23 protein-coding genes are annotated in these 21,361 nt (G+C 61.5%); 14 read left to right on the forward strand and 9 right to left on the reverse strand.

Annotated elements, in window-relative coordinates; genetic code table 11:
- Positions 1 to 169 precede the first annotated feature (169 nt).
- The 4 genes from RLCC275e_RS09560 to RLCC275e_RS09575 form a co-directional block, all read right to left on the reverse strand.
- Positions 170 to 1,153 (reverse strand): amidohydrolase family protein, encoded by a 984-nt coding sequence (locus tag RLCC275e_RS09560; RefSeq protein WP_033182605.1) that lies wholly within the window; start codon positions 1,151 to 1,153, stop codon positions 170 to 172.
- Between the two features lie 16 nt (positions 1,154 to 1,169).
- Positions 1,170 to 1,859 (reverse strand): type 1 glutamine amidotransferase domain-containing protein, encoded by a 690-nt coding sequence (locus RLCC275e_RS09565; protein ID WP_033182606.1) that lies wholly within the window; start codon positions 1,857 to 1,859, stop codon positions 1,170 to 1,172.
- A 148-nt stretch (positions 1,860 to 2,007) separates the two neighbouring features.
- Positions 2,008 to 2,307: a YciI family protein gene (locus tag RLCC275e_RS09570; RefSeq protein ID WP_130679692.1), complete on the reverse strand. Its 300-nt coding sequence runs from the start codon at positions 2,305 to 2,307 to the stop codon at positions 2,008 to 2,010.
- 29 nt (positions 2,308 to 2,336) lie between these two features.
- Positions 2,337 to 2,906, reverse strand: a complete 570-nt coding sequence (locus RLCC275e_RS09575) for a flavodoxin family protein (protein WP_033182607.1) — start codon at positions 2,904 to 2,906, stop codon at positions 2,337 to 2,339.
- Between the two features lie 208 nt (positions 2,907 to 3,114).
- Here RLCC275e_RS09575 and RLCC275e_RS09580 point away from each other — a divergent pair, with 208 nt between their 5' ends.
- Positions 3,115 to 4,020 carry a LysR family transcriptional regulator gene (locus RLCC275e_RS09580; protein WP_033182608.1) on the forward strand — a complete coding sequence of 302 codons (906 nt, stop codon included), beginning with the start codon at positions 3,115 to 3,117 and terminating at the stop codon, positions 4,018 to 4,020.
- A 76-nt stretch (positions 4,021 to 4,096) separates the two neighbouring features.
- Here the strand turns inward: RLCC275e_RS09580 and RLCC275e_RS09585 are convergent, their stop codons facing one another.
- The 4 genes from RLCC275e_RS09585 to RLCC275e_RS09600 all read right to left on the reverse strand — a co-directional run bounded on the left by RLCC275e_RS09585 (position 4,097) and on the right by RLCC275e_RS09600 (position 7,535).
- Positions 4,097 to 4,990: a LysR family transcriptional regulator gene (locus RLCC275e_RS09585; RefSeq protein WP_033182609.1), complete on the reverse strand. Its 894-nt coding sequence runs from the start codon at positions 4,988 to 4,990 to the stop codon at positions 4,097 to 4,099.
- 142 nt (positions 4,991 to 5,132) lie between these two features.
- A complete protein-coding gene (locus RLCC275e_RS09590; RefSeq protein WP_033182610.1) occupies positions 5,133 to 5,927 on the reverse strand; it encodes a carboxymuconolactone decarboxylase family protein in 795 nt (264 codons plus the stop codon).
- Positions 5,928 to 6,078: 151 nt separating this feature from the next.
- Positions 6,079 to 7,062, reverse strand: a complete 984-nt coding sequence (locus tag RLCC275e_RS09595) for an aldo/keto reductase (RefSeq protein WP_033182611.1) — start codon at positions 7,060 to 7,062, stop codon at positions 6,079 to 6,081.
- Between the two features lie 92 nt (positions 7,063 to 7,154).
- Positions 7,155 to 7,535 carry a DUF2255 family protein gene (locus RLCC275e_RS09600; protein WP_033182612.1) on the reverse strand — a complete coding sequence of 127 codons (381 nt, stop codon included), beginning with the start codon at positions 7,533 to 7,535 and terminating at the stop codon, positions 7,155 to 7,157.
- A gap of 483 nt (positions 7,536 to 8,018) precedes the next feature.
- On the opposite strand from RLCC275e_RS09600, the gene RLCC275e_RS09605 reads away from it, so the two are divergent.
- The 8 genes from RLCC275e_RS09605 (at position 8,019) to RLCC275e_RS09640 (ending at position 14,745) form a co-directional block, all read left to right on the forward strand.
- Positions 8,019 to 8,759, forward strand: coding sequence for an SDR family oxidoreductase (locus RLCC275e_RS09605; protein ID WP_033182613.1), 741 nt, complete (start codon positions 8,019 to 8,021; stop codon positions 8,757 to 8,759).
- 742 nt (positions 8,760 to 9,501) lie between these two features.
- Complete coding sequence (locus tag RLCC275e_RS09610; protein WP_033182614.1) at positions 9,502 to 9,711, forward strand: hypothetical protein; 210 nt, start codon at positions 9,502 to 9,504, stop codon at positions 9,709 to 9,711.
- 8 nt (positions 9,712 to 9,719) lie between these two features.
- Positions 9,720 to 10,094, forward strand: a complete 375-nt coding sequence (locus tag RLCC275e_RS09615; protein ID WP_033182615.1) for a GFA family protein — start codon at positions 9,720 to 9,722, stop codon at positions 10,092 to 10,094.
- 162 nt (positions 10,095 to 10,256) lie between these two features.
- Positions 10,257 to 11,549, forward strand: coding sequence for an efflux RND transporter periplasmic adaptor subunit (locus RLCC275e_RS09620; protein WP_033182616.1), 1,293 nt, complete (start codon positions 10,257 to 10,259; stop codon positions 11,547 to 11,549).
- Between the two features lie 12 nt (positions 11,550 to 11,561).
- Entirely contained in the window at positions 11,562 to 12,278 is a 717-nt protein-coding gene (locus RLCC275e_RS09625) for an ABC transporter ATP-binding protein (protein WP_025394513.1), read from the forward strand.
- Entirely contained in the window at positions 12,268 to 13,470 is a 1,203-nt protein-coding gene (locus tag RLCC275e_RS09630; protein ID WP_003559312.1) for an ABC transporter permease, read from the forward strand. Before RLCC275e_RS09625 ends, RLCC275e_RS09630 begins: the two co-directional genes overlap by 11 nt.
- 73 nt (positions 13,471 to 13,543) lie before the next feature.
- Complete coding sequence (locus RLCC275e_RS09635; protein ID WP_033182617.1) at positions 13,544 to 13,903, forward strand: VOC family protein; 360 nt, start codon at positions 13,544 to 13,546, stop codon at positions 13,901 to 13,903.
- Between the two features lie 221 nt (positions 13,904 to 14,124).
- Positions 14,125 to 14,745, forward strand: a complete 621-nt coding sequence (locus RLCC275e_RS09640; RefSeq protein ID WP_033182618.1) for a GntR family transcriptional regulator — start codon at positions 14,125 to 14,127, stop codon at positions 14,743 to 14,745.
- A gap of 102 nt (positions 14,746 to 14,847) precedes the next feature.
- Here RLCC275e_RS09640 and RLCC275e_RS09645 read toward each other — a convergent pair whose 3' ends face one another.
- On the reverse strand, positions 14,848 to 15,660 hold the full coding sequence (locus RLCC275e_RS09645) for a ferredoxin--NADP reductase (RefSeq protein ID WP_003559318.1): 813 nt from the start codon (positions 15,658 to 15,660) through the stop codon (positions 14,848 to 14,850).
- A 357-nt stretch (positions 15,661 to 16,017) separates the two neighbouring features.
- Here RLCC275e_RS09645 and pcsA point away from each other — a divergent pair, with 357 nt between their 5' ends.
- From pcsA to RLCC275e_RS09670, 5 genes are read left to right on the forward strand one after another with little or no spacing between them, the layout of a single operon-like run.
- The gene (gene pcsA, locus RLCC275e_RS09650; protein ID WP_033182619.1) at positions 16,018 to 16,746 is read left to right on the forward strand and encodes a phosphatidylcholine synthase; all 729 of its coding nucleotides are present in this window, start codon (positions 16,018 to 16,020) and stop codon (positions 16,744 to 16,746) included.
- A gap of 9 nt (positions 16,747 to 16,755) precedes the next feature.
- Positions 16,756 to 17,736, forward strand: a complete 981-nt coding sequence (locus tag RLCC275e_RS09655) for a quinone oxidoreductase family protein (protein WP_033182620.1) — start codon at positions 16,756 to 16,758, stop codon at positions 17,734 to 17,736.
- 39 nt (positions 17,737 to 17,775) lie between these two features.
- Positions 17,776 to 19,344, forward strand: coding sequence for an ABC transporter ATP-binding protein (locus RLCC275e_RS09660; protein WP_033182621.1), 1,569 nt, complete (start codon positions 17,776 to 17,778; stop codon positions 19,342 to 19,344).
- Positions 19,334 to 20,419 (forward strand): ABC transporter permease, encoded by a 1,086-nt coding sequence (locus tag RLCC275e_RS09665; RefSeq protein ID WP_033182622.1) that lies wholly within the window; start codon positions 19,334 to 19,336, stop codon positions 20,417 to 20,419. Before RLCC275e_RS09660 ends, RLCC275e_RS09665 begins: the two co-directional genes overlap by 11 nt.
- Positions 20,416 to 21,336, forward strand: coding sequence for an ABC transporter permease (locus RLCC275e_RS09670; protein WP_033182623.1), 921 nt, complete (start codon positions 20,416 to 20,418; stop codon positions 21,334 to 21,336). Before RLCC275e_RS09665 ends, RLCC275e_RS09670 begins: the two co-directional genes overlap by 4 nt.
- Positions 21,337 to 21,361 lie beyond the last annotated feature (25 nt).

The raw sequence follows: 21,361 nt of genomic DNA on the forward strand, positions 1-21,361 counted from the left end.
GCGCCTTCAGTAGTCCGTCAGCCGGAATAGTCGATGCTGGGACCGGTGCTCAGGGGCGAAGCAGCGGATCGCTCACGTGAGTAAATGGGTCACGCATCGGAAAGGATTACCGGCGGCAAATTGCAAGACCTTATGAGTCTGCCTCACGAACGGAAGCTTTCTGCCGAGATCAGGCGAGCACGCGGCCTGCGGTGAGGCGCTCCCAATTCGCATGCGCGAACTTCGCCCTGTCGGCGGCGTCGAGCTGAAGATCTTCGACAAATCGCCGCGCATCGCCTCCAGGGCGATACTGGTATGGGTAGTCCGTCGAGAACAGGATGCGGTCCACGCCGACGGTATCGATCGCCTGCCGCAAATAGGCGGGGCTGAACATGCCGCTGGCCGTCAGATAGAGATTGTTGCGGACATAGTCGAGGAATGGCCGCTGGAGTTTGGACACCCGATCCAGCATGACGAGCCGCTCGAGATAAAACAGCACCAGCTCACCCCAGTGCCCGAGGATGACCTGGAGGTTCGGGTGACGGTCAAAGACGCCCCCCAGGATCAGACGCACGAACTGGATGCCTGCCTCGAAATGCCATCCGAGGGCAAACGTCGACAAGGCGAGATCGACGGGCGCGCCGAAGCCCGCATAATAAGTGTCGCGAATGCTTGTCTGCGGGATCTGCGGGTGAATCAGAAGTGGGACATTGAGTTCCGCTGCGCTGGCGAATGTCGGCTCGAAGATCATGTGATCGAGATTCCTGTCGCCGACCCTGCCGAACAGAACGGCACCTTTGCAGCCGAGTTCCTCGACGGCTCGGCGTAGCTCCCGCGCCGCCTCGTCCGGCTGCGCAAAGGAGAGAGCCGCCATCGCCTGGAAGCGGGATGGGTGAGCCGAAACAGCGCCGGCCAGAATGTCGTTGGCGCGACGAGCAAGATCGACGCCGTGATGGCCGAGATTGTTGAGACCCGGGGTGGTCAAGGAGAGAACCTGCACATCGACGCCGGTCTCGTTCATCAGAGCCAGCCGCTGCTCTCCAACATCCGCCAGCCGTTCGCCAAGCAGACCCGGATTGAGCCCAAGCGTTCCGTCGTCGGCGCCAGGTATCGTGTTCCACCCATGCTTCACCTCATCAGGCAGGACATGCTCTTCGATTGCGATGATCTTCATTGGTGAATTCCCTCGGTCAGGACTTCCGGGTGAGGTAATCGACGATCGCCTGGCCGACGCCGTGTGCAGAAGCCGGGTTCTGGCCTGTGATCAGACGGCCATCGACCACCACCTTCTCCGTCCAGTTCGGCGCTGGCTGATGCAGCGCGCCTCGCTCCTTGAGGGTCGTCGCCAGCAGATAGGGCACGACCTCAGTGTACTTGACCTCCGCCTCTTCCTCGTCCGTGAAGGCGGCGAGCTTCTTGCCCGCGACCAAATGGCTGCCGTCCGAGAGCGTTGCGTTCACCAATGCAGCGGGACCGTGGCAGACCGCCGAGACGATGCCGCCGGTTTCGTAGATATCGCGGATGACGCGTTGCACAGCCGGACTGTCGGCGAAATCCCACATCGTGCCATGACCGCCGGCGAAGAACACCGCGGAGTAGCGAGAGGGATCGAGTTCGTCGAGGATGAGCGAGTGGGCGAGCGCGTCGCGGAACTCGCGGTTCTTCCAGAAGCGGGCGTTGACCGGATCAGTGAGGTCGAAGAAGTCGATTGGCGGATGGCCGCCCCGGATCGAGGCGATCTCGACCGGGATGCCGGCCGCGCGGAAAACCTCGAGCGGATGCGTGAGTTCGACCATCGCAAAGCCGGTCGGCTCGCCGGTGTCACCTCTGATCGGATGGCTGGTGACCACGCAAAGGATGGGCTTGATGTTATTTGCCATTGTCTTGGCTCCTCAGGAATTGAGCGAGGCCATGTCGATGACGACGCGGACTTCATATCGCTCTTCAACATGCGCTCGCAGGCTCTGCTGCGCCCGCCGCATTCGCGATCGGGCGCAAACTGTTCCGTTGTATCGCGGACGGGGAATCTCAGGCGTTGCCTGAAGCAAACAGCGATTCCCAGTTGAGGAAGGGGCCAAGCGGGATGACCTCCCAGTCGATGAGCCCGGCCTTGGCCAGCGGGAATTCGCTCAGGGCCTGCTTGGCGGCTTCGACCGACTCGCATTCGGCGATGATGGCGACACCCGGACGGTCCTGGCGAAAATAGATGTCGCGGATGATGCCGCCCTTGTACATCTGCCAGGCGTGTCGGGCTTCATCCGTCATATGCGGCAGGTACTTTTCCAGACTAGCGCCAGGCTGGGGAATATCGAGGCAAAGCAGTTTCATGGCAGGATTCCTTGGTTGGAAAAGATGGATCAGGCGGGTTGAAACCTGCGCACGGTCTCGGCCACGCGACGACCGAGGTAGCCCGCGGTGTTGAGGTCGCTTCCGGCCGGCGTGATATCCGGCGCCTGATCAACATTCGATTGGGTCATGACGCCAAGCCAGCTCCCGAGCCGGTTGAGGTCGTCTGTGCTGCCGGTGCTGCTGCTGTTGCCCGGCATCAGATCGAGACCGACCCAGATCATGCCGTGTTGCGCGGCAAACAGCGCCATCGATACGAGCGAGTTCAGCTTGTCGCCGTGCTGGGCTCCGGAGTTGGTGAAACCGGCAGCGATCTTGTTGCGCCACTTCAGCTCCGACCAGACCGCTTTGGTGGAGTCCTCGAAGAACTGCTTGAGCTTGGCGCTAATGAGGCCGTTATAGGTCGGCGACCCGAAGATAATGGCGTCGCTCCGTTCCAGCGCATTCCAGTCCATCGCGCCATCCGCGACGGCAACCAGCTTCGCTTCGGTTCCTTCCACTTCCCGTACGCCCTCGGCAACCGCCTCGGCGACACGCGCGGTATGGCCGTAGCCGCTGTCATAGACGATGGTTACCAGCAATTGCCGTCCTTCCGTTGATGAGATGGCGCGCGAACGTGGGCGATGTTTGCGATGTGTCCGGCCTGCTCAGGTTGCGGTGGCCATGAAATATCGATTGCTTGGCCAGCCTTATATCGTAGAATGCAGCTGACGATTAGAGATCGTTTTTCTCTTCTTTGGTTCCTGGTGTTCTCCAATCTCAGGACCGTTCTTTGCGAGGATCAGCACGGTGCGAGACAGGTTTGATGGGGTGCAAGTCTTTGTCGAGGCAGTCGAGACGGGCGGCTTCGCCAAAGCGGCCGAGCGATTGTCGTTGACGCGCTCCGCGGTCGGTAAGGCCATCGCGCGTCTCGAAGAGCGCCTGGGCGTCCGGTTGTTTCACAGGACCACGCGGACGCAGTGCCTGACCGAGGATGGTCAGCAATATTACGAGCGCTGTGTGCGTGCCATCGAGGAATTGCGCGCGGGCGAGTCTCTTCTGGAATCGGGCCAGCGCGAGGTCGTCGGCAGGTTGCGCGTGTCGCTGCCCGTCTTGTTTGGCCGCTACTGCGCCGCACCCATCTTGCGTGCCTATGCGCGCCAGCACAAGAAGCTCGAGCTCGAACTCAGCTTCAGTGACCGCCAGATCGATCTGATCGCCGACGGCTTCGATTTGGCGGTGCGCAACGGCGCCCTTGGCAACGGAACCGCGCTCCACGCCCGGCGACTGGTCAGCCCACGCAAGGCGCTCTGCGCCTCTCCAGCCTATCTTGCCGCACGAGGGGAGCCGCGTTCTCTGGGGGATCTCTCAGAACATGACACCCTCGTATACTGGCGCAACGATTATGGCCTGACCTGGCAGCTTCCCGATGCGACCGGTGCTCTCATCGACCTGTCGGTCACTTCAAGACTGCGGTTTGACGATCTCGAAGTGATCGCCGATGCCGCCGTCGATGGCATGGGCCTTGCTTGGCTTCCCTACTGGCTGATCCATGACCGCGTGCAGGCAGGCGAACTGATCGAACTCTGGACCGATCGACCGAGGGCGGCGATGGAATGCTACGCCGTGTGGCCAACCACGCAGTATCTGCCGTTGCGGTCGCGACTGGCGATCGATGCGCTTGCCACTGAATTGCCGAAGCGTTTCGTTGTCTGAAGCGGATCCCTTTGCGCTTCATTTCCCGCAGGAGCCGCGCAACGGTGCCTAAGGTGGCTCTCCACGTCGCAGCCGCTCACGTTGAATAACGCAACGCGTTCACGAGAAGGGAAAAAGCGGGCGAAGACTGGCGTCGGCTTGGGTAGTAGAGATGGAAGCCCTCCCAATAGGGCGAAAAATCTTCCAGAAACCGGTGGAGGCGACCGGTTCCGAGATGGAGCTTGGCGATATCCTCCGGGACATAGGCAAAGCCGAAGCCGTCGAGAGCCGCCTCAAGAACGTTGTAGATCGTGTTGAAGACCAGCTGTCCGTCCACCCGAACCTTGATCTCGCGGCCGTTCTCTTCGAACTCCCAGGCATAAAGACCGCCATAGGTGGGCAGGCGCAGATTGATACACCTGTGCTGCATGAGATCCTTCGGATGTTTTGGAATATCGCGTGAGGTAAAATAGGATTCTGCGGCGACGACCGCGAAACGAACATCCGGCCCGATCCTCACCGAAATCATGTCCTTGGCGATCTGTTCGCCGAAGCGCACGCCCGCGTCGTAGCCTTCGCTGACAATGTCCTGCAGACCGTAGTTCACGTCCAGTTCGAGCCTTATGTCGGGATATTGTTGGAGAAAGGTTCGAAGCTTCGGCCATATGTAGCACTGGATCTGATAGTCGCCGGCGGTCAAGCGGACGGTTCCGGCCGGCTGGTCCCGAAGAATGTTGAGCCCATCGAGCGCAGATCCGATCTCGTCGAAAAGCGGACCGATGCTCTGCAACATCCGTTCGCCGGCCTCGGTCGGCGAGACGCTGCGCGTCGTCCTCGTCAGCAGCCGCACGCCCAGCCGCTGCTCGAGCTGCCGGAGCGTATGGCTCAGCGCCGACTGCGAGACGCCGAACTTGGCGGCGGCTTTGGTGAAACTGCGCTCCCTCGCAACCACCAGGAACACCATCAGGTCGTTGATATTCTGGCGCTCCACTGATGATTCCTCCTCATAGACCGGCGCTCATCATAAACGCCTGCCTATGAAATGGTAGCAATGAAGCCTTGGAGCTTTGGAGCAGCAAGTACGCCGGACCCCTTTGCGCCGGACCGGCGTGCTTTTACTGCAGGCCGGAGCTTCACTTCGCCCGGCTGCGCAGCACCTCCCCGACAACCGACGATGCAGAGAAGGCGTTCGGCCAGCCGGCGTAGAAGGCCGTATGGGCAACGACCTCGCCGGCTTCGTCGGCGGTCAGGCCGTTATCCATGGCGCGGTTGAGGTGATAGGTGATCTGGGCGCTCTGGCCAGATGCGATCAGCGAACTGACCGTCACGAGGCTGCGGTCTCGCGGTGCAAGGCCCGGCCGTTGCCAGAGATCGAGGAACAGCGGGTCGGTCGTAAACTGCACCAGCCCCGGAGAGATCGGGCCGACATTCTTCTCGACGCCGCTGGCGCGTTGGCGCTCGACCTCTTCGTTGAGCGGCAGCAGTTGCGGAGAGGTCGCAGGCAGCTGGTCGGCCGTGATGCCCCGGTCTTTGAAGACGTCCTTGGTCTCGGCGACTGCGGACATCGCGTTCGACCAGCCTGCGTAGAAAGCCAGATGCGTGATGATCTCGGAAATCTCCGTCGGGCTCACCCCGTTATCGAGGGCGACGTGGACGTAGTGCTTCAGATCGATTGCCTGGTTTCGGGCGATCAGCACGGCCAGAGTGACGATGCTGCGATCTCGACGTGACAGTTGCGGCCGCTGCCACAGATTTCCGACCACGTCCTCTTCAGCGTATCGGCCAAGAGCCGGGGATACGGACTGGATGTCGCTGACCGACAATGATGAAGCACTTGCCGGCATGGCTCCGCCTCCACTTCCTTCCTGGGCCATGAGAGGCTCGCCCATCGTGAGCGAGATTGCCGTTGCGGCCAAAATTCGTTTCATGATGATATCCTTCCAACTTGCTTGTTTTGGCATCGCTTGGACTGGGCCCGTAACGGCGCAACGACGAAAGCTGCAAAGCGCCGTCGTCAGCGTCGAAGCAGGGGGCTGTGGTATCGGCTGCTGCAGAATGTGACGCTAGAGACCTGTGGCGCTAGAGACCGGATCGGCGCAGCATTTCTTCGGGGTAACGAGCTCCCTGAACGACGATGTTGGCATGCTCGATCTCGTCAAGATCGGCCTTGTCCAAGGTGACGTTCAGCGCCCCGATATTCTCCTCGAACCGTTCGAGCTTGCGTGTGCCGAACAGCGGAACAATCCAGGGCTTCTGCGCCAGCAGCCAGGCTAGCGCGACCTGCGCCGGCGTCGCACCATGCTTCTCGCCGATCTTGCCGATCAGCTCCACCAGCTTCAGATTGGCAAGACGCGCTGTCTCGGAGAAGCGGGGGATTCCCGCTCGGATATCAGAACTGTCGAATGTGGTGTTGAGGTCGATCTTACCGGTCAGAAAGCCCTTGCCGAGAGGGCTGAAAGGCACGAGCCCGATGCCGAGCTCCTCGATCGTCGGGATGATTTCGGCCTCCGGCTCGCGGGTCCACAAGGAATATTCGCTCTGCAGCGCGGTAACCGGCTGCACCGCATGCGCCCGGCGTATCGATTGGGCACCGGCCTCGGACAGACCGAACCACCGCACCTTGCCCTCGGCGATCAGCTCCCCGACCGTCCCGGCCACATCTTCCATCGGCACGTCCGGATCGACCCGATGCTGATAGTAGAGGTCGATGTGGTCAGTGCGCAGGCGCTTTAGGCTACCCTCGATGGCACTGCGGATCTGCGCTGGCTTGCTGTTGACGCCACCGCGGTGCTCGCCCGTCTCCTGATCGATGTCCCAGCCGAACTTCGTGGCGATCTTGACCTTGTCGCGAACCGGAGCAAGCGCCTCGCCCACCATCTCCTCGTTCGTCCAGGGACCGTAGACTTCGGCGGTGTCGAAGAAATCCATGCCGCGTTCGACGGCTGTGCGAAGCAGGTCGATCATCTCGGCCCGGTCGGGAAGCTCGCGGGCCTTGCCATAGCCCATGGCGCCCAGCGACAAGGCGGAGACCTCCAGGCCCTGGCCGAGTGTGCGCTTGATCATTTGCTTCTCCTCTTTTCAGGGTGATTTGAAGAGCTATCGACGACGCGCGCCCTGAGGCGATCGCATGCCGATCTCATGCGATCCGACCGCCGTCAGGTATTTTCGTCGCGTGGCGTGATCCGGACGGTTGCCGCGCGTGCTCGGGCGCTGACCATTGGCGGTAGATACTGGCTCTTGCGGTATTTGGCGCGGTAGGCGTCGTCGATGCGATCGTTCATCGGGCCGTCGACAGGCTCGAAGGCGACGGTGCGCGTCATGCCGGCGGCAATGATCCGTCCAGCCTGCTGCTGGACCGCCGCCTGATACCAGCGGGACTTCTGACCATGGTAGCCGCGCACGTAGAGCGAGCCATCGACGACAACCTCCCAGATCCAGGTCGGGGTGCCATAGGTGGCGCCATCGTCCCTGAACGGCGCGATTTTCAGATCGTCGGCCTGATCGATTTTGCTAAGCTCGTCATCCGACCAGTTCATCGTCGCTCTCCGCTCAGTTTGGCTACAGTCGTGGTAGCGCTTCCCGATCTCATGCTTTGAATATAGAGCGCGTACCCAACTATGATTAGGCGCCGCAAATCGCATGAACTTATGAGCATGAATCATCAATGCAGGCCGGTCACAGGCGGAGGTTCGACCTGCGATGCAGCCTCTTGCTACTACGGCGCTCTGGTGGAAAAGGTTGCTGAAACGCACATCCGTCATCGCTCACGTCAACAAGCGGCGTAACCCGGCGCAAGGGAACATGGCGACTAATTGCGGTATGATCGGCATTCTGCTATGAAGCGCCCGTCGAAAGAGTGCTGACCGGATGGTAGCCCGGTCGCCGTCTCAAGGGACGGCAATTCTCCCTCCAAGGGTATCCGCGACACCCGAGACCGGCTTGCCGGTCGATAAGGTGTGTCCGCTGATAACCACGTCATCGTCGGCGCACCTTCTCAATTGTTGGAAGGATGGACGACCTTGAATCTCACAGGAAACACAATTCTCATCACTGGCGGCGCAACCGGCATCGGCTTTGCGCTCGCGCGGCGCCTTTCCGAAAGGGGCAATCACGTCATCATTTGCGGCAGAAGCGAAGCCGCGCTCCGCAAGGCACAGGAGGACGTGCCTGCGCTGATCACCCGCATTTGCGACGTTGCCAACGGCGAGAGCCGCCGTTCTATGGTCGAATGGCTGAAGGCGAAGCATCCGGCACTCAACGTCGTCGTCAACAACGCCGGCGTTCAGCATCGGCGCGATTTCAATACCGATCCGGCGATCGACACTCTCGATCAGGAAGTGGCGATCAATCTTACGGCGCCGATCCATCTGATCGCTGAGCTGCTCGCTACCTTGCGGCAGCAAGAACATGCGTTCATCATCAACGTCAGCTCGGGCCTTGCTTTTTCGCCGATGGCCGATGTGCCGGTCTATTGCGCCACGAAGGCCGCGATCCACTCCTTTACGCTCAGCCTGCGCCATCAGTTGAAATCGACCGCAATTCGGGTGATCGAGGTCGCGCCACCGATCGTCGATACCGCTCTCGGCGGTGGTACGCGCAGCGAAGGCACCGCAAGCCGCATGATGGTCTCCTCGGAAGAGTTCGCTGCCAATGCGCTGGCGCAGCTTGAAGCGGATAAGGATGAGATCCTCATCGGCATCTCCGCCGACACACGGCGGATGGGTGAAGCCCTGTTCGAGCGCATGAACAGCCGCTCCTGATGGGTGTGGATTGCCGTGACCGGTCGCGGCAATCCCTCCCGAAGATCGCTGCTCGGCCGCTAGATCTGCAAGCGGACGACGTCACACCAACGATGGTGCCAGAATCTGGCACCATGGTGGTCTAAACCTGCATCGACGTTACGGAATTCAGGAAAGCAACGGTCATCAGACTTCGCGGCGACGCCGGAAATTGCCTCTGCGGATGTCCATGCGATCCCCAAGTATTCACGTCAAACGCGGGCAGGGGAGGTCGCCTGGTCATCGGGCGGCTAGCGCAGCCCGGGCTTACGGCCGCTGCCACTGTCACAGTCGTGCCTTCAGCAAAACAGGAAGAATGGCCCACTATGAAACGCATTCAATATCACCAGTACGGCGGCCCCGATCTGATGCGGCTCGAGGAATTGGCAGTCGTTGTTCCTTAATCGCACAACTCATGGAGCAAGCTCTGCGCCGAGCGTACGTCGAAGCCCGGGACGCGCTCGCGGTTGTCGTTGTCGTGCTCAGGCAGCCCCTTGTGTCCGCACGGTAGAGTTTTTGTGCGGCACGCAGCACAGGCTGACACCGCCGCGTCTGCTTGGTGCGGCCCGCAACCTTGAGCAAAAAAATGCGCATGTCGGCGAAAAAGGTTCCGGGAAAACAACCGCATCCCATCCGCGCCGGAAGCCTTGATGCGGCTCGCGGGCTCTTTCCAAATCGTCAGGTCGCTCTAACTTAAAGGGTACCTGACGAAAAGGAGAAGACTATGACCGACGCACCGAATACGGCGACCCCGGCGCGGAGAGTGTTGCGTGGCCGCCCCTACAGCATCGGCGAATTTGCCAGGAAATACCGGCTCGACGACAAGGAGGCAAAGCGCCTCTACGAGAAGTTCGGCCCGTCGGCCACCGAACTCGACCTGTTAATGGCGGCAAAGCGGCGCCCGCCGGGCCTGCCGACCAATTTCGACGCCTGACGGGCGCCATGGGGATCCGAACCGGAAGCTGCCTTTGCGGGGCGGTGGCCTACAGGGTGGAAGGCGAGCCGCTTCGCACCGGTCTCTGCCACTGCGCCGATTGCCGCAAATCGAGCGGCTCCGCCTTCACCTTCTTCGCGGTCTGGCCGCGCCAGGCTTTTTCCCATAACGGCGAGATCGCCACCTTCGCCGGCCGCAGCTTCTGCCCCGTCTGCGGCGGCAGGCTTTTCTGCCTCAGGGAAGACGAGGCGGAAATCCGTCTGGGCTCGCTCGACAGTCCGCCAACCGACTTTGCGCCTGGCTATGAGGTCTGGATCAAGCGGCGTGAACCGTGGCTGCATCCTTTGCCCGGCGCGGGCCAATTTGCCGAGGATGCGAACTGACGGACGCTTGCTCATCGAAAACTTGACTTTCCTTACCAATATTTCATTTCACCCATCCGCAATTCCGTGCCAGTTCGGCGGCAACGCTAATCGCCGGTTCATCTGCGTTGTGATTACTTCACCGCAGAGGCCGCAGGCGGCCACTGACGGATTGAGGACGACATGAACAAAATCGTAAGCGGCAGCGAGACCGGAGCAAAGACAGGCGCAGCGTCCGATCTCGCAGCGGTCCTTGCCGCATCGGGGCGGCAGGGTAAGCGCAGCCGCTGGCGCGGACGCCTGCTCATCCTGCTGATCCTCATCGCTGCCGCAGCCGTCGCCGCTTATTTCTATATGGGCCGCGGGCAAAGCGAAGTGAGCTATGCCACCCAGCCGGCAAAGCGCGGTGACCTGACGGTGCTCGTCACCGCCACCGGCTCCGTGCAGCCGACCGAGCAGGTGGATATATCGAGCGAGCTGTCCGGCACGGTTCGCGACGTCAATGTCGATTACAACAGCACGGTCAAATCGGGCGAAGTGCTCGCTCTCCTCGATACCAACAAGCTCGAGGCCGATGTGAAGAGCTCGCGCGCCAAGCTCAATTCGGCAAAGGCGAACGTCGTCAAGGCCAATGCCGATATGCAATCGGCAGGCACCTCGCTCGAGCGGCTGAAAAGTCTGGTCAAGAGCAACGTCTCCACCCAGCAGAGCCTAGACGACGCCAGCTACAAATATGATTCCGCCGTCGCCGCCAAACAGATCAATGAGGCCGAGGTCCTGGCCTCGGAGGCCGACCTGCAGCTTGCCGAGGTCAATCTCGCCAAGGCGAAGATCATCTCGCCGATCGACGGCGTCATCCTCACCCGCTCCGTCAATCCGGGCGCCACGGTCGCAGCCTCGCTTTCGGCGCCGATCCTTTTCACCATCGCCGGCGACCTGAAGAAGATGGAGTTGCAGGTCGATGTCGACGAGGCCGATGTCGGCCAGATCGCCGTCGGCCAGAAGGCGAAATTCACCGTCGACGCCTATCCCGATCGCAGCTTTCCCGCTGAGATCGAGCAGATCCGCTTCGCCTCCGAAGTGGTCAACAATGTCGTGACTTATAAGGCGGTCCTGTCGGTCGACAATGCCGATCTGCTGCTGCGCCCCGGCATGACGGCGACGGCCGACGTGACCGTCGAGGCCGTCAAGGACACGCTGATGGTGCCGAACGCCGCGCTGCGCTACGCCCCGGCGCAGGCAGAAAGGCGCGGCCGTGGTATTTTCGGTATCTTCGGCCCGCCACGCCAGCGCAACAACAATGCTGGCCCGGCGCTGAGAGGCGTTGAGCGCCGTGTCTGGGTGTTGCGCAACGGTCGCCCGGCGCCTGTTGTCATCCAGGTCGGCTCATCCGACGGCCAGTTCACCCAGGTCGTTTCCGGCGACATCAAGGAAAACGACGCACTGGTGACCGACGCCACGACGCGCGCGAACTAGGCGGAGAGACGGATGGCAAGCCCGCCGCTCATCGAATTCAGACAGGTCTCGAAAGTCTACGGCGAGGGCGAGGCGGCGATCCGCGCGCTCGACCACGTCGATCTTGCGATTAACGCCCATGAATTCGTCGCGATCATGGGGCCGTCTGGCTCCGGTAAATCGACGGCGATGAACATTCTTGGCTGCCTCGACGTGCCGAGTGCCGGCGACTACATCTTCGAAGGCATTCCGACCAGCGGCTTCGACCGCAGCCAGCTGACGCTGCTGCGCCGCCATATGCTCGGCTTCGTCTTCCAGGGCTTCAACCTCCTTTCGCGCACCTCGGCCGTCGAAAATGTCGAACTGCCGCTGATCTATCGCGGCATGGCGGTGCGCGAGCGCCGCGAAAGGGCTCGCGAGGCGCTGGCACTGGTCGGCCTCACCGGTCGCGAACACCATAAGACACAGGAACTGTCAGGTGGCCAGCAGCAGCGCGTCGCTATCGCCCGCGCCATCGTCACCGAGCCGGCACTGCTCCTCGCCGATGAGCCTACAGGCAATCTCGATACGAAGACTAGCGTCGAAATCATGGATCTGATGACGCGGCTGAACCGCGAGCAGGGCATCACCATCGTCATGGTCACCCACGAGCCCGATATCGCCGCCTATGCGCAACGGCTGCTGCGTTTCGTTGACGGCAAGCTGGAGACTGAGGTCGAGCACCGGAGGAGGGCGGATCATGTTCTTTGAGACGCTGAAGCTGGCGCTGCGGGCCATCAGCCGCAACATGCTGCGCTCGTTCCTGACCGTGCTCGGCGTCGTCATCGGTGTTGCCGCGGTCATCGCGCTGGTGACGATCGGCAACGGCACCACCGCGCAGGTCTCGACCGAACTGTCGCGGCTCGGCACCAACATGCTGTTCGTCCGTCCCGGCCAGTTCGGCCCTGGCCGGGCGAGCTCCGAGGCCAAGCGCTTCAGCGTCAAGGACGTCGCGGCTATCCGCGACCAGATCGGTGGCCTCAGGGCGGTGGCGCCGCTCAACCAGTCCACAGCGACCGTTATTTTCGGCGGCCAGAACCATTCGACCAGCGTCTCCGGCACCACCAACGACTATTTCATCGCACAGGACTGGAATCTGGCGCTCGGCCGCAATTTTCTTCCCGCCGAGGAACGCGGCCAGGCGCGCTGCATCATCGGCGAGACGGTGCGCTCACAGCTCTTCGGCAGCGCCGACCCGACAGGACAGCAGATCCGCGTCGGCAAGGTCTCATGCCCCGTCATCGGCGTGCTTGCCAAGCGCGGCCAGTCCGGCATGGGCAACGACCAGGACGATGTCGTCATCATGCCGGTCAAGGTGTTTCAGCGACGCATCAGCGGCAACAGCAACGTGCCGCAGATCATCATCTCGGCGCGCGACGGCGTCTCCACAGCCAAGGTGCAGTCCGATGTCGAAAATCTGCTGCGCGAGCGCCGCAAGATCGTGCCCGGCCGCCAGGACGATTTCAACGTCAACGACATGACGCAGATCGCCGAGGCGATGACCGGCACGACGACTCTGCTGACCGGCCTGCTCGGCGCCGTCGCCGCGATCAGCCTGCTCGTCGGCGGCATCGGCATCATGAACATCATGCTGGTCTCCGTCACCGAGCGCACCCGAGAAATCGGCATCCGCCTGGCGATCGGTGCGCTTGAAAACCAAGTGCTCACCCAGTTCCTAGTCGAAGCGGTAGCGCTGTCGCTGTTTGGCGGCATCACCGGCATCGTGCTGGGGCTCAGCCTCGGCTTCGGCGCTGTGACGCTCCTGAAAGTCCCCTTCGTCTTCAGCCCCCTGATGGTCGCCGTCGCCTTCCTGTTCTCCGCGGCAATCGGCATGATCTTCGGCTATTTCCCGGCGAGAAGGGCCGCACAGTTGAACCCCATCGAGGCGCTGAGGCACGAATAATGCGTCATGGCAAAACGCATAATGTCTCTCTACTCCTATCAATCGAACGCAAGCGCTATTGGAGGCCACCACCATGCCCCTCAACAGACTGGTGATCTATGCTGGGAATGTCGAGGAAACGGCGCGCTTTTATGAGAAGCACTTCGGTTTCAAGGCGACCAGCCTGATGGGCGACAGGATCGTTGAACTGGTCGCTCAGGACGGCGGTGCGAATATCATGCTGCACCGGGCCGCCAAGGGCCAGCGGAGCGGCCAATCCACCGTCAAACTGGTCTTCGACGTGGAGGACGTCGAGGCTTTTTGCAGACGATGCGCGGAGAACGGCCTGGAGTTCGGTGCCATCCATAAAGCCGACGGTTATCTGTTCGCCAATGCAAAAGACCCGTGTCAAAATTCGATCTCGGTTTCCAGCAGGGCGTTCCGCAAGGGGTGACCGAGGGGTACATGCTGGCCTGATGACGTAGGCGGCCGGTGTGCCTCGGTAGGCCGGGGCGGGTGGCACGAGCCTTCACGGCGCAGACGTCAATGCCTCGCCGAGTTTCACGCCTCACCTATGTTATCTATCTGTCTCTATTCTGATATTTCAATGCCGACTTGTCTTCGGTTTTTGACCGTGTCACTATGTGATATATCAGACGGCGACGGAGCTCCTTATTGCAGACTTCACAAAGCCATCTTGCCTATCTCGCGCTGGAGTATCTGATCGTGACGCTGGCGTTGAAGCCAGGCGCGCTGGTCACTGAAAAGCAGCTGATCGATATGGCGGGCCATGGGCGGACACCGGTGCGCGAGGCGATCCAGAAGCTTGCCTGGCAGGGGCTGATCCTGGTCAAGCCGCGCGTCGGGCTGCAGGTGGCCGAGATCGCGGCTGAGGATCATGGCAATGTCATGCAGGTGCGCCGTGAGCTGGAGCCGATCGCGGCAAGCCTCGTCGCCGAACATGCGAGCGACGAGCAGCGCGCGCGCCTCATCGACTGCGCCCGCGCGATGGAGGAATGCGCCGTCACCGGCGATCTCGCCGGCTTCTTCGCTGCCGACAAGGCCTTCGACGAAATCCTTGAAGATGCCTGCCCGAACGGCTTCATCACGGCAGCACTCGGCCCGGTGCAGACGCATTCACGTCGCCTCTGGTACTCCAAGGCAAGCCCGGAGCGCATGGACCGCGCCATCGCGTTGCACGTCGCCGTCATCCGCGCTATTCATCAGGGCAGGCCGGATGAGGCGCGCGCCACCATGGCGGTGCTGATCGATTACCTCAGCCAGACCCCTGCATAATTCAAAGCGCTACAGCGTCCTTTGCGCGTCTGAAAGACGCGCGGCGCTGTAGAAACGGCCCCGTTTCCGGAGCCGTTGACAGATCAGATTTTCAGAAATGCTTCAGCCGACGAAAGCGCGCTCGATGACGAATTCGGCGGGCTTGCTGTTGGCGCCTTCATCGAGGCCGGCCTTCTCGAGCAGTTCCTTGGTATCCTTCAGCATGGCCGAGGAACCGCAGATCATGCCGCGGTCGATCACAGGGTCGAGCGGCGGTACGCCGAGATCGGTGAACAGCTTGCCGGAGGATATCAGGTCGGTGATGCGGCCGCGATATTCGAAATCCTCGCGCGTCACTGTCGGATAGTGCCGCAGCTTGTCGCCGACCACTTCCTTCAGCAGCTCGTCATTCTGGATCTCGTGCACGAGGTCGAAGCCGTATTTCAGCTCGGCGACATCGCGTGTTGTATGGGTGAGGATGACTTCCTCGAACTTCTCATAGGTCTCGGGATCGCGGATCAGGCTGGCGAAAGGCGCAATGCCCGTTCCCGTCGAGAACATGTAGAGACGACGGCCTGGCGTCAGCGCATCGAGCACCAGCGTGCCCGTTGGCTTCTTGCGCATCAGCACCTGGTCGCCCGGCTTGATCGCCTGCAGATGTGAGGTGAGCGGACCGTCCGGCACCTTGATCGAGAAGAATTCAAGCTCTTCGGCCCAGGCGGGGCTGGCGATCGAATAGGCGCGGAAGACCGGCTTGCCCTCGACCATCAGGCCGATCATCGCGAATTCGCCGGAACGGAAACGGAAGCCCTGCGGCCGGGTCATCGTGAAGCGGAAGAGCCGGTCGGTATAGTGCGTGACATCGAGCACCGTCTCGGCGTAGACGCCGGCGGGGATGGACGAGGCGAAGTCTTCGGTCTTTGCGGGCGCGTTCATTGCGGTAGAGGATCCCGTTTCGTCGGATGAACTGTCGGATGCGAGCGAGATATTACATATCGGGCCGGAATTAAAGGCATTCCATTCCACGCGACGCTTCTAAAGGGAAATATGCATGTCATTGTCAGGATTCAATGGGGAGCAGGGAGCAGGCGGGGAATGTCGTATTTCCCGCTGGCGAAGCCCGGCAAAGGATGCATATTAGAGCAGCACGCCGGAAACGGATGCCGGTTTTCGGCAAAAATGGTGCGACAACAAAGACCTACGGCGTCGAACCCGATTCAGTAACAGGTTCGGCGATGGTGGCGAAAAAAAAGATGCTTGCCGGGGCGAGCGCGATAGGGCGGTCGGGGGAATATGAAGATTTTCAACTACAAGCGTGTTCCTTATGCGGAGATGCGCGCCTTTTCCGTTCATATCCTGACGGCATCCGGCTCTTTCCTTGCCTTTCTCGGCGTCGTTGCCGCCGCCGAACACCGCTTCATCGACATGTTCTGGTGGCTGGGCCTCGCCCTTCTCGTCGATGGCATAGACGGGCCGATCGCCCGAAAGGTGCGCGTCAAGGAAGTGCTGCCGAACTGGTCGGGTGATACGCTAGACAATATCATCGATTACGTCACCTATGTGCTTCTGCCGGCCTTCGCGCTCTATCAGAGCGGCATGATCGGCGAGCCCTGGTCCTTCGTCGCCGCCGGCATGATCGTCGTCTCCAGCGCCATCTACTATGCCGATATGGGCATGAAGACGGACGAGTATTTCTTCTCCGGCTTCCCCGTCGTCTGGAACATGATCGTCTTCACGCTGTTCGTCATCGATGCCAGCGCCACGACGGCGCTCACCGTTGTCATGGTCTCGGTGGTGCTGACCTTTCTGCCGATCAATTTTCTCCACCCGGTCCGGGTCAAAAGGCTGCGCCCGCTCAACCTCGGCATCTTTTTTCTATGGTCGGCGCTCGGCATTTTTTCGCTGCTGATGCATTTCGACACGCCCGAATGGGCGCTCATTCTCTTTATCGTGACGGGAGCCTATCTTTACGTCATCGGCGCGGTGCTGCAATTCTTCCCCGCCCTTGGACGCGAAGCTTAGGATAGGCAGATGACCAAAACGCAGGCGGTTTCATTTTCGAGGACGGGCGGGCCGGAGGTTTTCGAGTATGTCGAGATTGATCTTCCCTCGCCCTCGGCGGGCGAGGTGCAGATCAGGCAGGCGGCGGTCGGGCTTAATTTCATTGACGTCTATTTCCGCAACGGCACCTACAAGGCGCCGCATCTGCCCTTCGTCACCGGCAAGGAGGGCGCCGGCACCGTGACATCGGTCGGCCCCGGCGTCGAGGATTTCAAGGTCGGCGACCGTGTCGCCTATGCCGGTGCCGACGGCGCCTATAGCGCTGAACGCAATATCGAGACGCGGCATCTGGTGCATGTGCCTGAAGGAATCGAACTCGAAACGGCGGCGGCGATGATGCTGAAGGGCATGACCGCCGAATATCTCTTGAACCGCACCTTCAAGGTCGGCCCGCAGACGGTCCTGCTGTTCCACGCCGCTGCCGGCGGCGTCGGCCTGATCGCCGGCCAGTGGGCAAAAGCGCTCGGCGCCACCGTCATCGGCACGGCAGGCTCCGAAGACAAGATCGAGCTGGCGCTCGCCCATGGCTACGACCATGTGATCAACTATAAGAGCGACAGCTTCGTCGATCGTATCCGTGACATCACCGGCGGCAAGGGCGTGGATGTCGTCTACGATTCGATCGGCAGGGATACTTTTCCACAGTCGCTCGATTGTCTGAAGCCGCGCGGCCTTTTTGCCTCCTTCGGCCAATCCTCCGGGCCGATCGAGAATTTTACCCTTGCGGCTCTGGCGCAGAGGGGCTCGCTCTTTGCAACGCGGCCGACGCTCTTCACCTATATCGCCGCGCGCCAGGAGCTGATCGACAGTGCGAAAGCGCTATTTGATATTGTGCAAAGCAACAAAGTGCGTATCAATATCAATCAAACCTATCCGCTGCATGAGGTTGGGCAGGCTCACGCGGATCTGGAAGCAAGAAAAACAACAGGAACTACGCTGCTGATTCCATGAGATCCGAACGGACCGGTTGGCAGAAGAAATGAGGGGAACGTGTCGCCATTGAATGTGCCGGATTCCGGTGCGTTATTATCGGTCCAGAAGCTGACGAAGTTCTTCGGTGGCTTTGCAGCCTGCAATGAAATCGATCTCGATATAGCGCCGGGCGAAATTCATGCGCTTCTCGGCGAAAATGGTGCGGGCAAATCCACCCTGGTGAAGATGCTGTTCGGTGTTCTCGAGCCGACAGGTGGGCAGATCCTCTGGCAGGGCCAGCCGGTCTCGATCGCATCGCCGGGAGAGGCTCGCAAGCTCGGCATCGGCATGGTCTTCCAGCATTTTTCGCTTTTCGAGGCGCTGACGGTTGCCGAAAACATCGCGCTGTCGCTCGATGACGCCATCCCGATCGACAGGATCGCCGAGGAGGCGAGGGCGCTGTCCATCGCCTACGGCCTGCCGCTCGATCCGCATGCCCATGTCGCCGATCTCTCGGTCGGTGAGCGCCAGCGCATCGAGATCGTCCGTGCGCTGCTGCAGAACCCGAAGCTCATCATCCTCGACGAGCCGACCTCGGTGCTGACGCCGCAGGAAGCCGACAAGCTGTTCGAGACGCTGTTCAAGCTGCGTGCCGAAGGGCGCTCGGTTCTTTATATCAGCCACCGCCTGGAAGAAGTGCAGCGCATCTGCGATCGCGCCACCGTCCTGCGTCATGGCCGCGTGACCGGCGCCTGCGATCCGAAACACGAAACGCCAGCCTCGCTCGCCCGCATGATGGTCGGCAGCGAAGTGGCGACCGTGACGCATCCGGAGCGCAGCGACAAGGGCGAGGTCCAGCTTGCCGTCGCCAACCTTTCCGTCGCCGCGCGCACCCCCTTCGCCATGCCGCTGCGCGATGTGTCGATGGCGGTCCGCTCCGGCGAAATCCTCGCCATAGCAGGTGTCGCAGGCAACGGCCAAAGCGAGCTCTTCGACGCACTGTCGGGCGAATATCCGGTCGCCTCGGCCGAGGCGATCGTCATCCGCAAGAAGCACGTGGGCAATCAGGGCATTACCGCCCGCCGTCTGCTCGGCGCGGGCTTCGTGCCGGAGGAGCGCCATGGACATGCCGCCGTCTCTGCCATGAAACTGTCGGATAATCTCGTCCTTGCCCGCAGCCAGTCGGACCGCAAGGCGTTTCTGGGCCTGCTCGGTATCATTCGCCACGCGGCGGTGAAATCCGCCGCAAGGCGCATTTCCGAGGCGATGGATGTCCGCAAGAGCGGCGATGATCCGGCGGCCGGCTCCCTGTCAGGCGGCAACCTGCAGAAGTTTATCGTTGGACGCGAGCTCGACCGTCAGCCGGCAGTCCTCGTCGTCAACCAGCCGACCTGGGGCGTCGATGCCGGGGCTGCAAGCCGCATCCGCCAGGCGCTCGTCGATCTCGCAAGAGCTGGTTCGGCTGTCGTTGTCATCAGCCAGGATCTCGACGAGATCTTCGAAGTGGCGACCGATATTGCCGTCATCTGCGAAGGCCGTCTTTCCCGCCCGTTCCCGGCCGGCGAACTGACGCGGGAAAGGATCGGACTGCTGATGGGCGGACTGCACGAGAGCAGCTCTCCCCCGGAGGCGCCGCATGCGCATTGAACTTGAAAAACGGCCCGATGTCTCGAAGCTCTTCGCCTTCGTCTCGCCGCTGCTTGCCCTTGTCCTGACGCTGGTATTCGGCGCCATCATGTTTGCCATGCTCGGCAAGGACCCGGTCGAGGCACTCGACGCCTTCTTCATCGAGCCGCTGCTCGAGGTCTGGTCGCTGCACGAGCTGGCCATCAAGGCTGCGCCCCTGATCCTGATCGCCGTCGGCCTGGCCGTCTGTTATCGCTCGAACAACTGGAATATCGGCGCCGAAGGCCAGTTCACCATCGGCGCCATCACCGGCTCCTATCTGCCGATCGTCTTTTACGACTGGCATTCGCCGCTCGTGCTGCCGCTGATGCTCATCCTTGGTGCGCTCGGCGGTGCGCTTTTCGCTGCCATTCCGGCGCTGCTGAAGGCGCATTTCAACACCAATGAGATCCTGACGTCACTGATGCTGGTCTATATCGCGCAGCTCTTCCTTGACTGGCTGATTCGCGGCGCCTGGCGCGATCCGAAGGGCTTCAACTTTCCAGTCTCGCGCGATTTCGCGCCGGAAGCGGTGCTGCCGGCGATCTGGGAAGAGTCGGGGCGCGCCCATTGGGCCTTCATCTTTGCCATCATCGCGGCGGTCGGTGCCTGGTTCATGCTGCGCTACACGCTGAAAGGCTTCGAGATCGTCGTGCTCGGGCAATCGGAACGGGCAGGGCGTTTTGCCGGCTTCTCCTCCAAGAAGATGATCTGGTTCAGCTTTCTGTTCTCGGGCGCTCTTGCCGGCCTTGCTGGCATCAGCGAGGTTTCCGGCTCGATCGGCCATTTGCAGCCGGCGATCTCTCCGGGCTATGGTTTCACCGCCATCATCGTCGCCTTCCTCGGCCGCCTCAATCCGCTCGGCATCATCGCATCCGGCCTGGTGCTGGCTTTGACCTATCTCGGCGGCGAGGCAGCACAGCTTTCGCTCGGCGTTTCCGACAAGGTCACCCGCGTCTTCCAGGGCTTGCTGCTCTTCTTCGTGCTCTCCTGCGATACGCTGATCTATTACAAAGTCCGCATTGTCTGGTCGCGGCTAAGGGGTGGGGCGGCATGAGCATCTTCGAAGCCATTCTGCTGACGGTCATCACCGCCTCGACGCCACTCGTCATCGCCGCACTCGGCGAACTGGTGACCGAGCGCTCCGGCGTTCTCAATCTGGGTGTCGAGGGCATGATGATCATGGGTGCGGTCGCCGCCTTTGCCGGCGCGCAGATGTCGGGTTCGCCCTATGTCGGCATTGTCTGCGGCATTGCGGCAGGCGCGCTTTTCTCTCTGTTGTTTGCCTTCCTGACACTGACGCTGGTGGCGAACCAGGTGGCAACCGGACTGGCGCTCACCCTTCTCGGCCTCGGCGCCTCAGGCATGCTTGGCGAAGCCTATGTCAGTGTGCCCGGCATTCGGCTGGGAGAGATCGTCATCCCCGTCCTGTCGGATATTCCGGTCGTTGGCCACGCTCTGTTCAGCCAGGACCTGATCTTCTACCTGTCGATCGCGCTCGTGGTCGGCGTCAGCTGGTTCCTGTTCCGCAGCCGCACCGGGCTGAAGCTCAGGGCGATCGGCGACAATCACGGTTCGGCCCACGCACTCGGTATTCACGTCATCCGCACGCGGTATCTGGCGGTGATGTTCGGCGGCGCCTGCGCCGGTCTTGCCGGCGCGCAGCTTTCGCTCGTCTACACACCGCAATGGGCCGAGAACATGTCGGCCGGCCGCGGCTGGATCACGTTGGCGCTGGTGGTCTTCGCCTCCTGGCGGCCGTGGCGGGTCTTTGCCGGCGGCTACCTCTTCGGCGCGGTCACCATCCTGCAGCTTCACGCGCAGGCCTTCGGTCTCGGCATTCCCTCGCAGTTCCTCTCGATGCTGCCCTATGCCGCGACTATTGTGGTTCTGGTCATCATTTCTCATAATCGGCGCACGACGTTGATCAATACGCCCGCGTCGCTCGGAAAAGCCTTCGTGCCGGAGCGATAAAGCAACAACACAAAGACGGGTTTCC

It is taken from the genome of Rhizobium brockwellii (assembly GCF_000769405.2).
Taxonomy (GTDB): domain Bacteria; phylum Pseudomonadota; class Alphaproteobacteria; order Rhizobiales; family Rhizobiaceae; genus Rhizobium; species Rhizobium brockwellii.

Excerpts from the sequence above, each read along its gene's own strand:
- RLCC275e_RS09630 (WP_003559312.1), top strand. The coding sequence starts at position 12,268 with ATGTTCTTTGAGACGCTGAAGCTGGCGCTGCGGGCCATCAGCCGCAAC.
- RLCC275e_RS09620 (WP_033182616.1), top strand. The coding sequence starts at position 10,257 with ATGAACAAAATCGTAAGCGGCAGCGAGACCGGAGCAAAGACAGGCGCA.
- RLCC275e_RS09615 (WP_033182615.1), top strand. The coding sequence starts at position 9,720 with ATGGGGATCCGAACCGGAAGCTGCCTTTGCGGGGCGGTGGCCTACAGG.
- RLCC275e_RS09625 (WP_025394513.1), top strand. The coding sequence starts at position 11,562 with ATGGCAAGCCCGCCGCTCATCGAATTCAGACAGGTCTCGAAAGTCTAC.
- RLCC275e_RS09590 (WP_033182610.1), bottom strand. The coding sequence starts at position 5,927 with ATGAAACGAATTTTGGCCGCAACGGCAATCTCGCTCACGATGGGCGAG.
- RLCC275e_RS09600 (WP_033182612.1), bottom strand. The coding sequence starts at position 7,535 with ATGAACTGGTCGGATGACGAGCTTAGCAAAATCGATCAGGCCGACGAT.
- RLCC275e_RS09670 (WP_033182623.1), top strand. The coding sequence starts at position 20,416 with ATGAGCATCTTCGAAGCCATTCTGCTGACGGTCATCACCGCCTCGACG.
- RLCC275e_RS09655 (WP_033182620.1), top strand. The coding sequence starts at position 16,756 with ATGACCAAAACGCAGGCGGTTTCATTTTCGAGGACGGGCGGGCCGGAG.
- RLCC275e_RS09565 (WP_033182606.1), bottom strand. The coding sequence starts at position 1,859 with ATGGCAAATAACATCAAGCCCATCCTTTGCGTGGTCACCAGCCATCCG.
- RLCC275e_RS09635 (WP_033182617.1), top strand. The coding sequence starts at position 13,544 with ATGCCCCTCAACAGACTGGTGATCTATGCTGGGAATGTCGAGGAAACG.
- RLCC275e_RS09665 (WP_033182622.1), top strand. The coding sequence starts at position 19,334 with ATGCGCATTGAACTTGAAAAACGGCCCGATGTCTCGAAGCTCTTCGCC.
- RLCC275e_RS09610 (WP_033182614.1), top strand. The coding sequence starts at position 9,502 with ATGACCGACGCACCGAATACGGCGACCCCGGCGCGGAGAGTGTTGCGT.
- RLCC275e_RS09595 (WP_033182611.1), bottom strand. The coding sequence starts at position 7,062 with ATGATCAAGCGCACACTCGGCCAGGGCCTGGAGGTCTCCGCCTTGTCG.
- RLCC275e_RS09645 (WP_003559318.1), bottom strand. The coding sequence starts at position 15,660 with ATGAACGCGCCCGCAAAGACCGAAGACTTCGCCTCGTCCATCCCCGCC.
- RLCC275e_RS09560 (WP_033182605.1), bottom strand. The coding sequence starts at position 1,153 with ATGAAGATCATCGCAATCGAAGAGCATGTCCTGCCTGATGAGGTGAAG.
- RLCC275e_RS09570 (WP_130679692.1), bottom strand. The coding sequence starts at position 2,307 with ATGAAACTGCTTTGCCTCGATATTCCCCAGCCTGGCGCTAGTCTGGAA.
- pcsA (WP_033182619.1), top strand. The coding sequence starts at position 16,018 with ATGAAGATTTTCAACTACAAGCGTGTTCCTTATGCGGAGATGCGCGCC.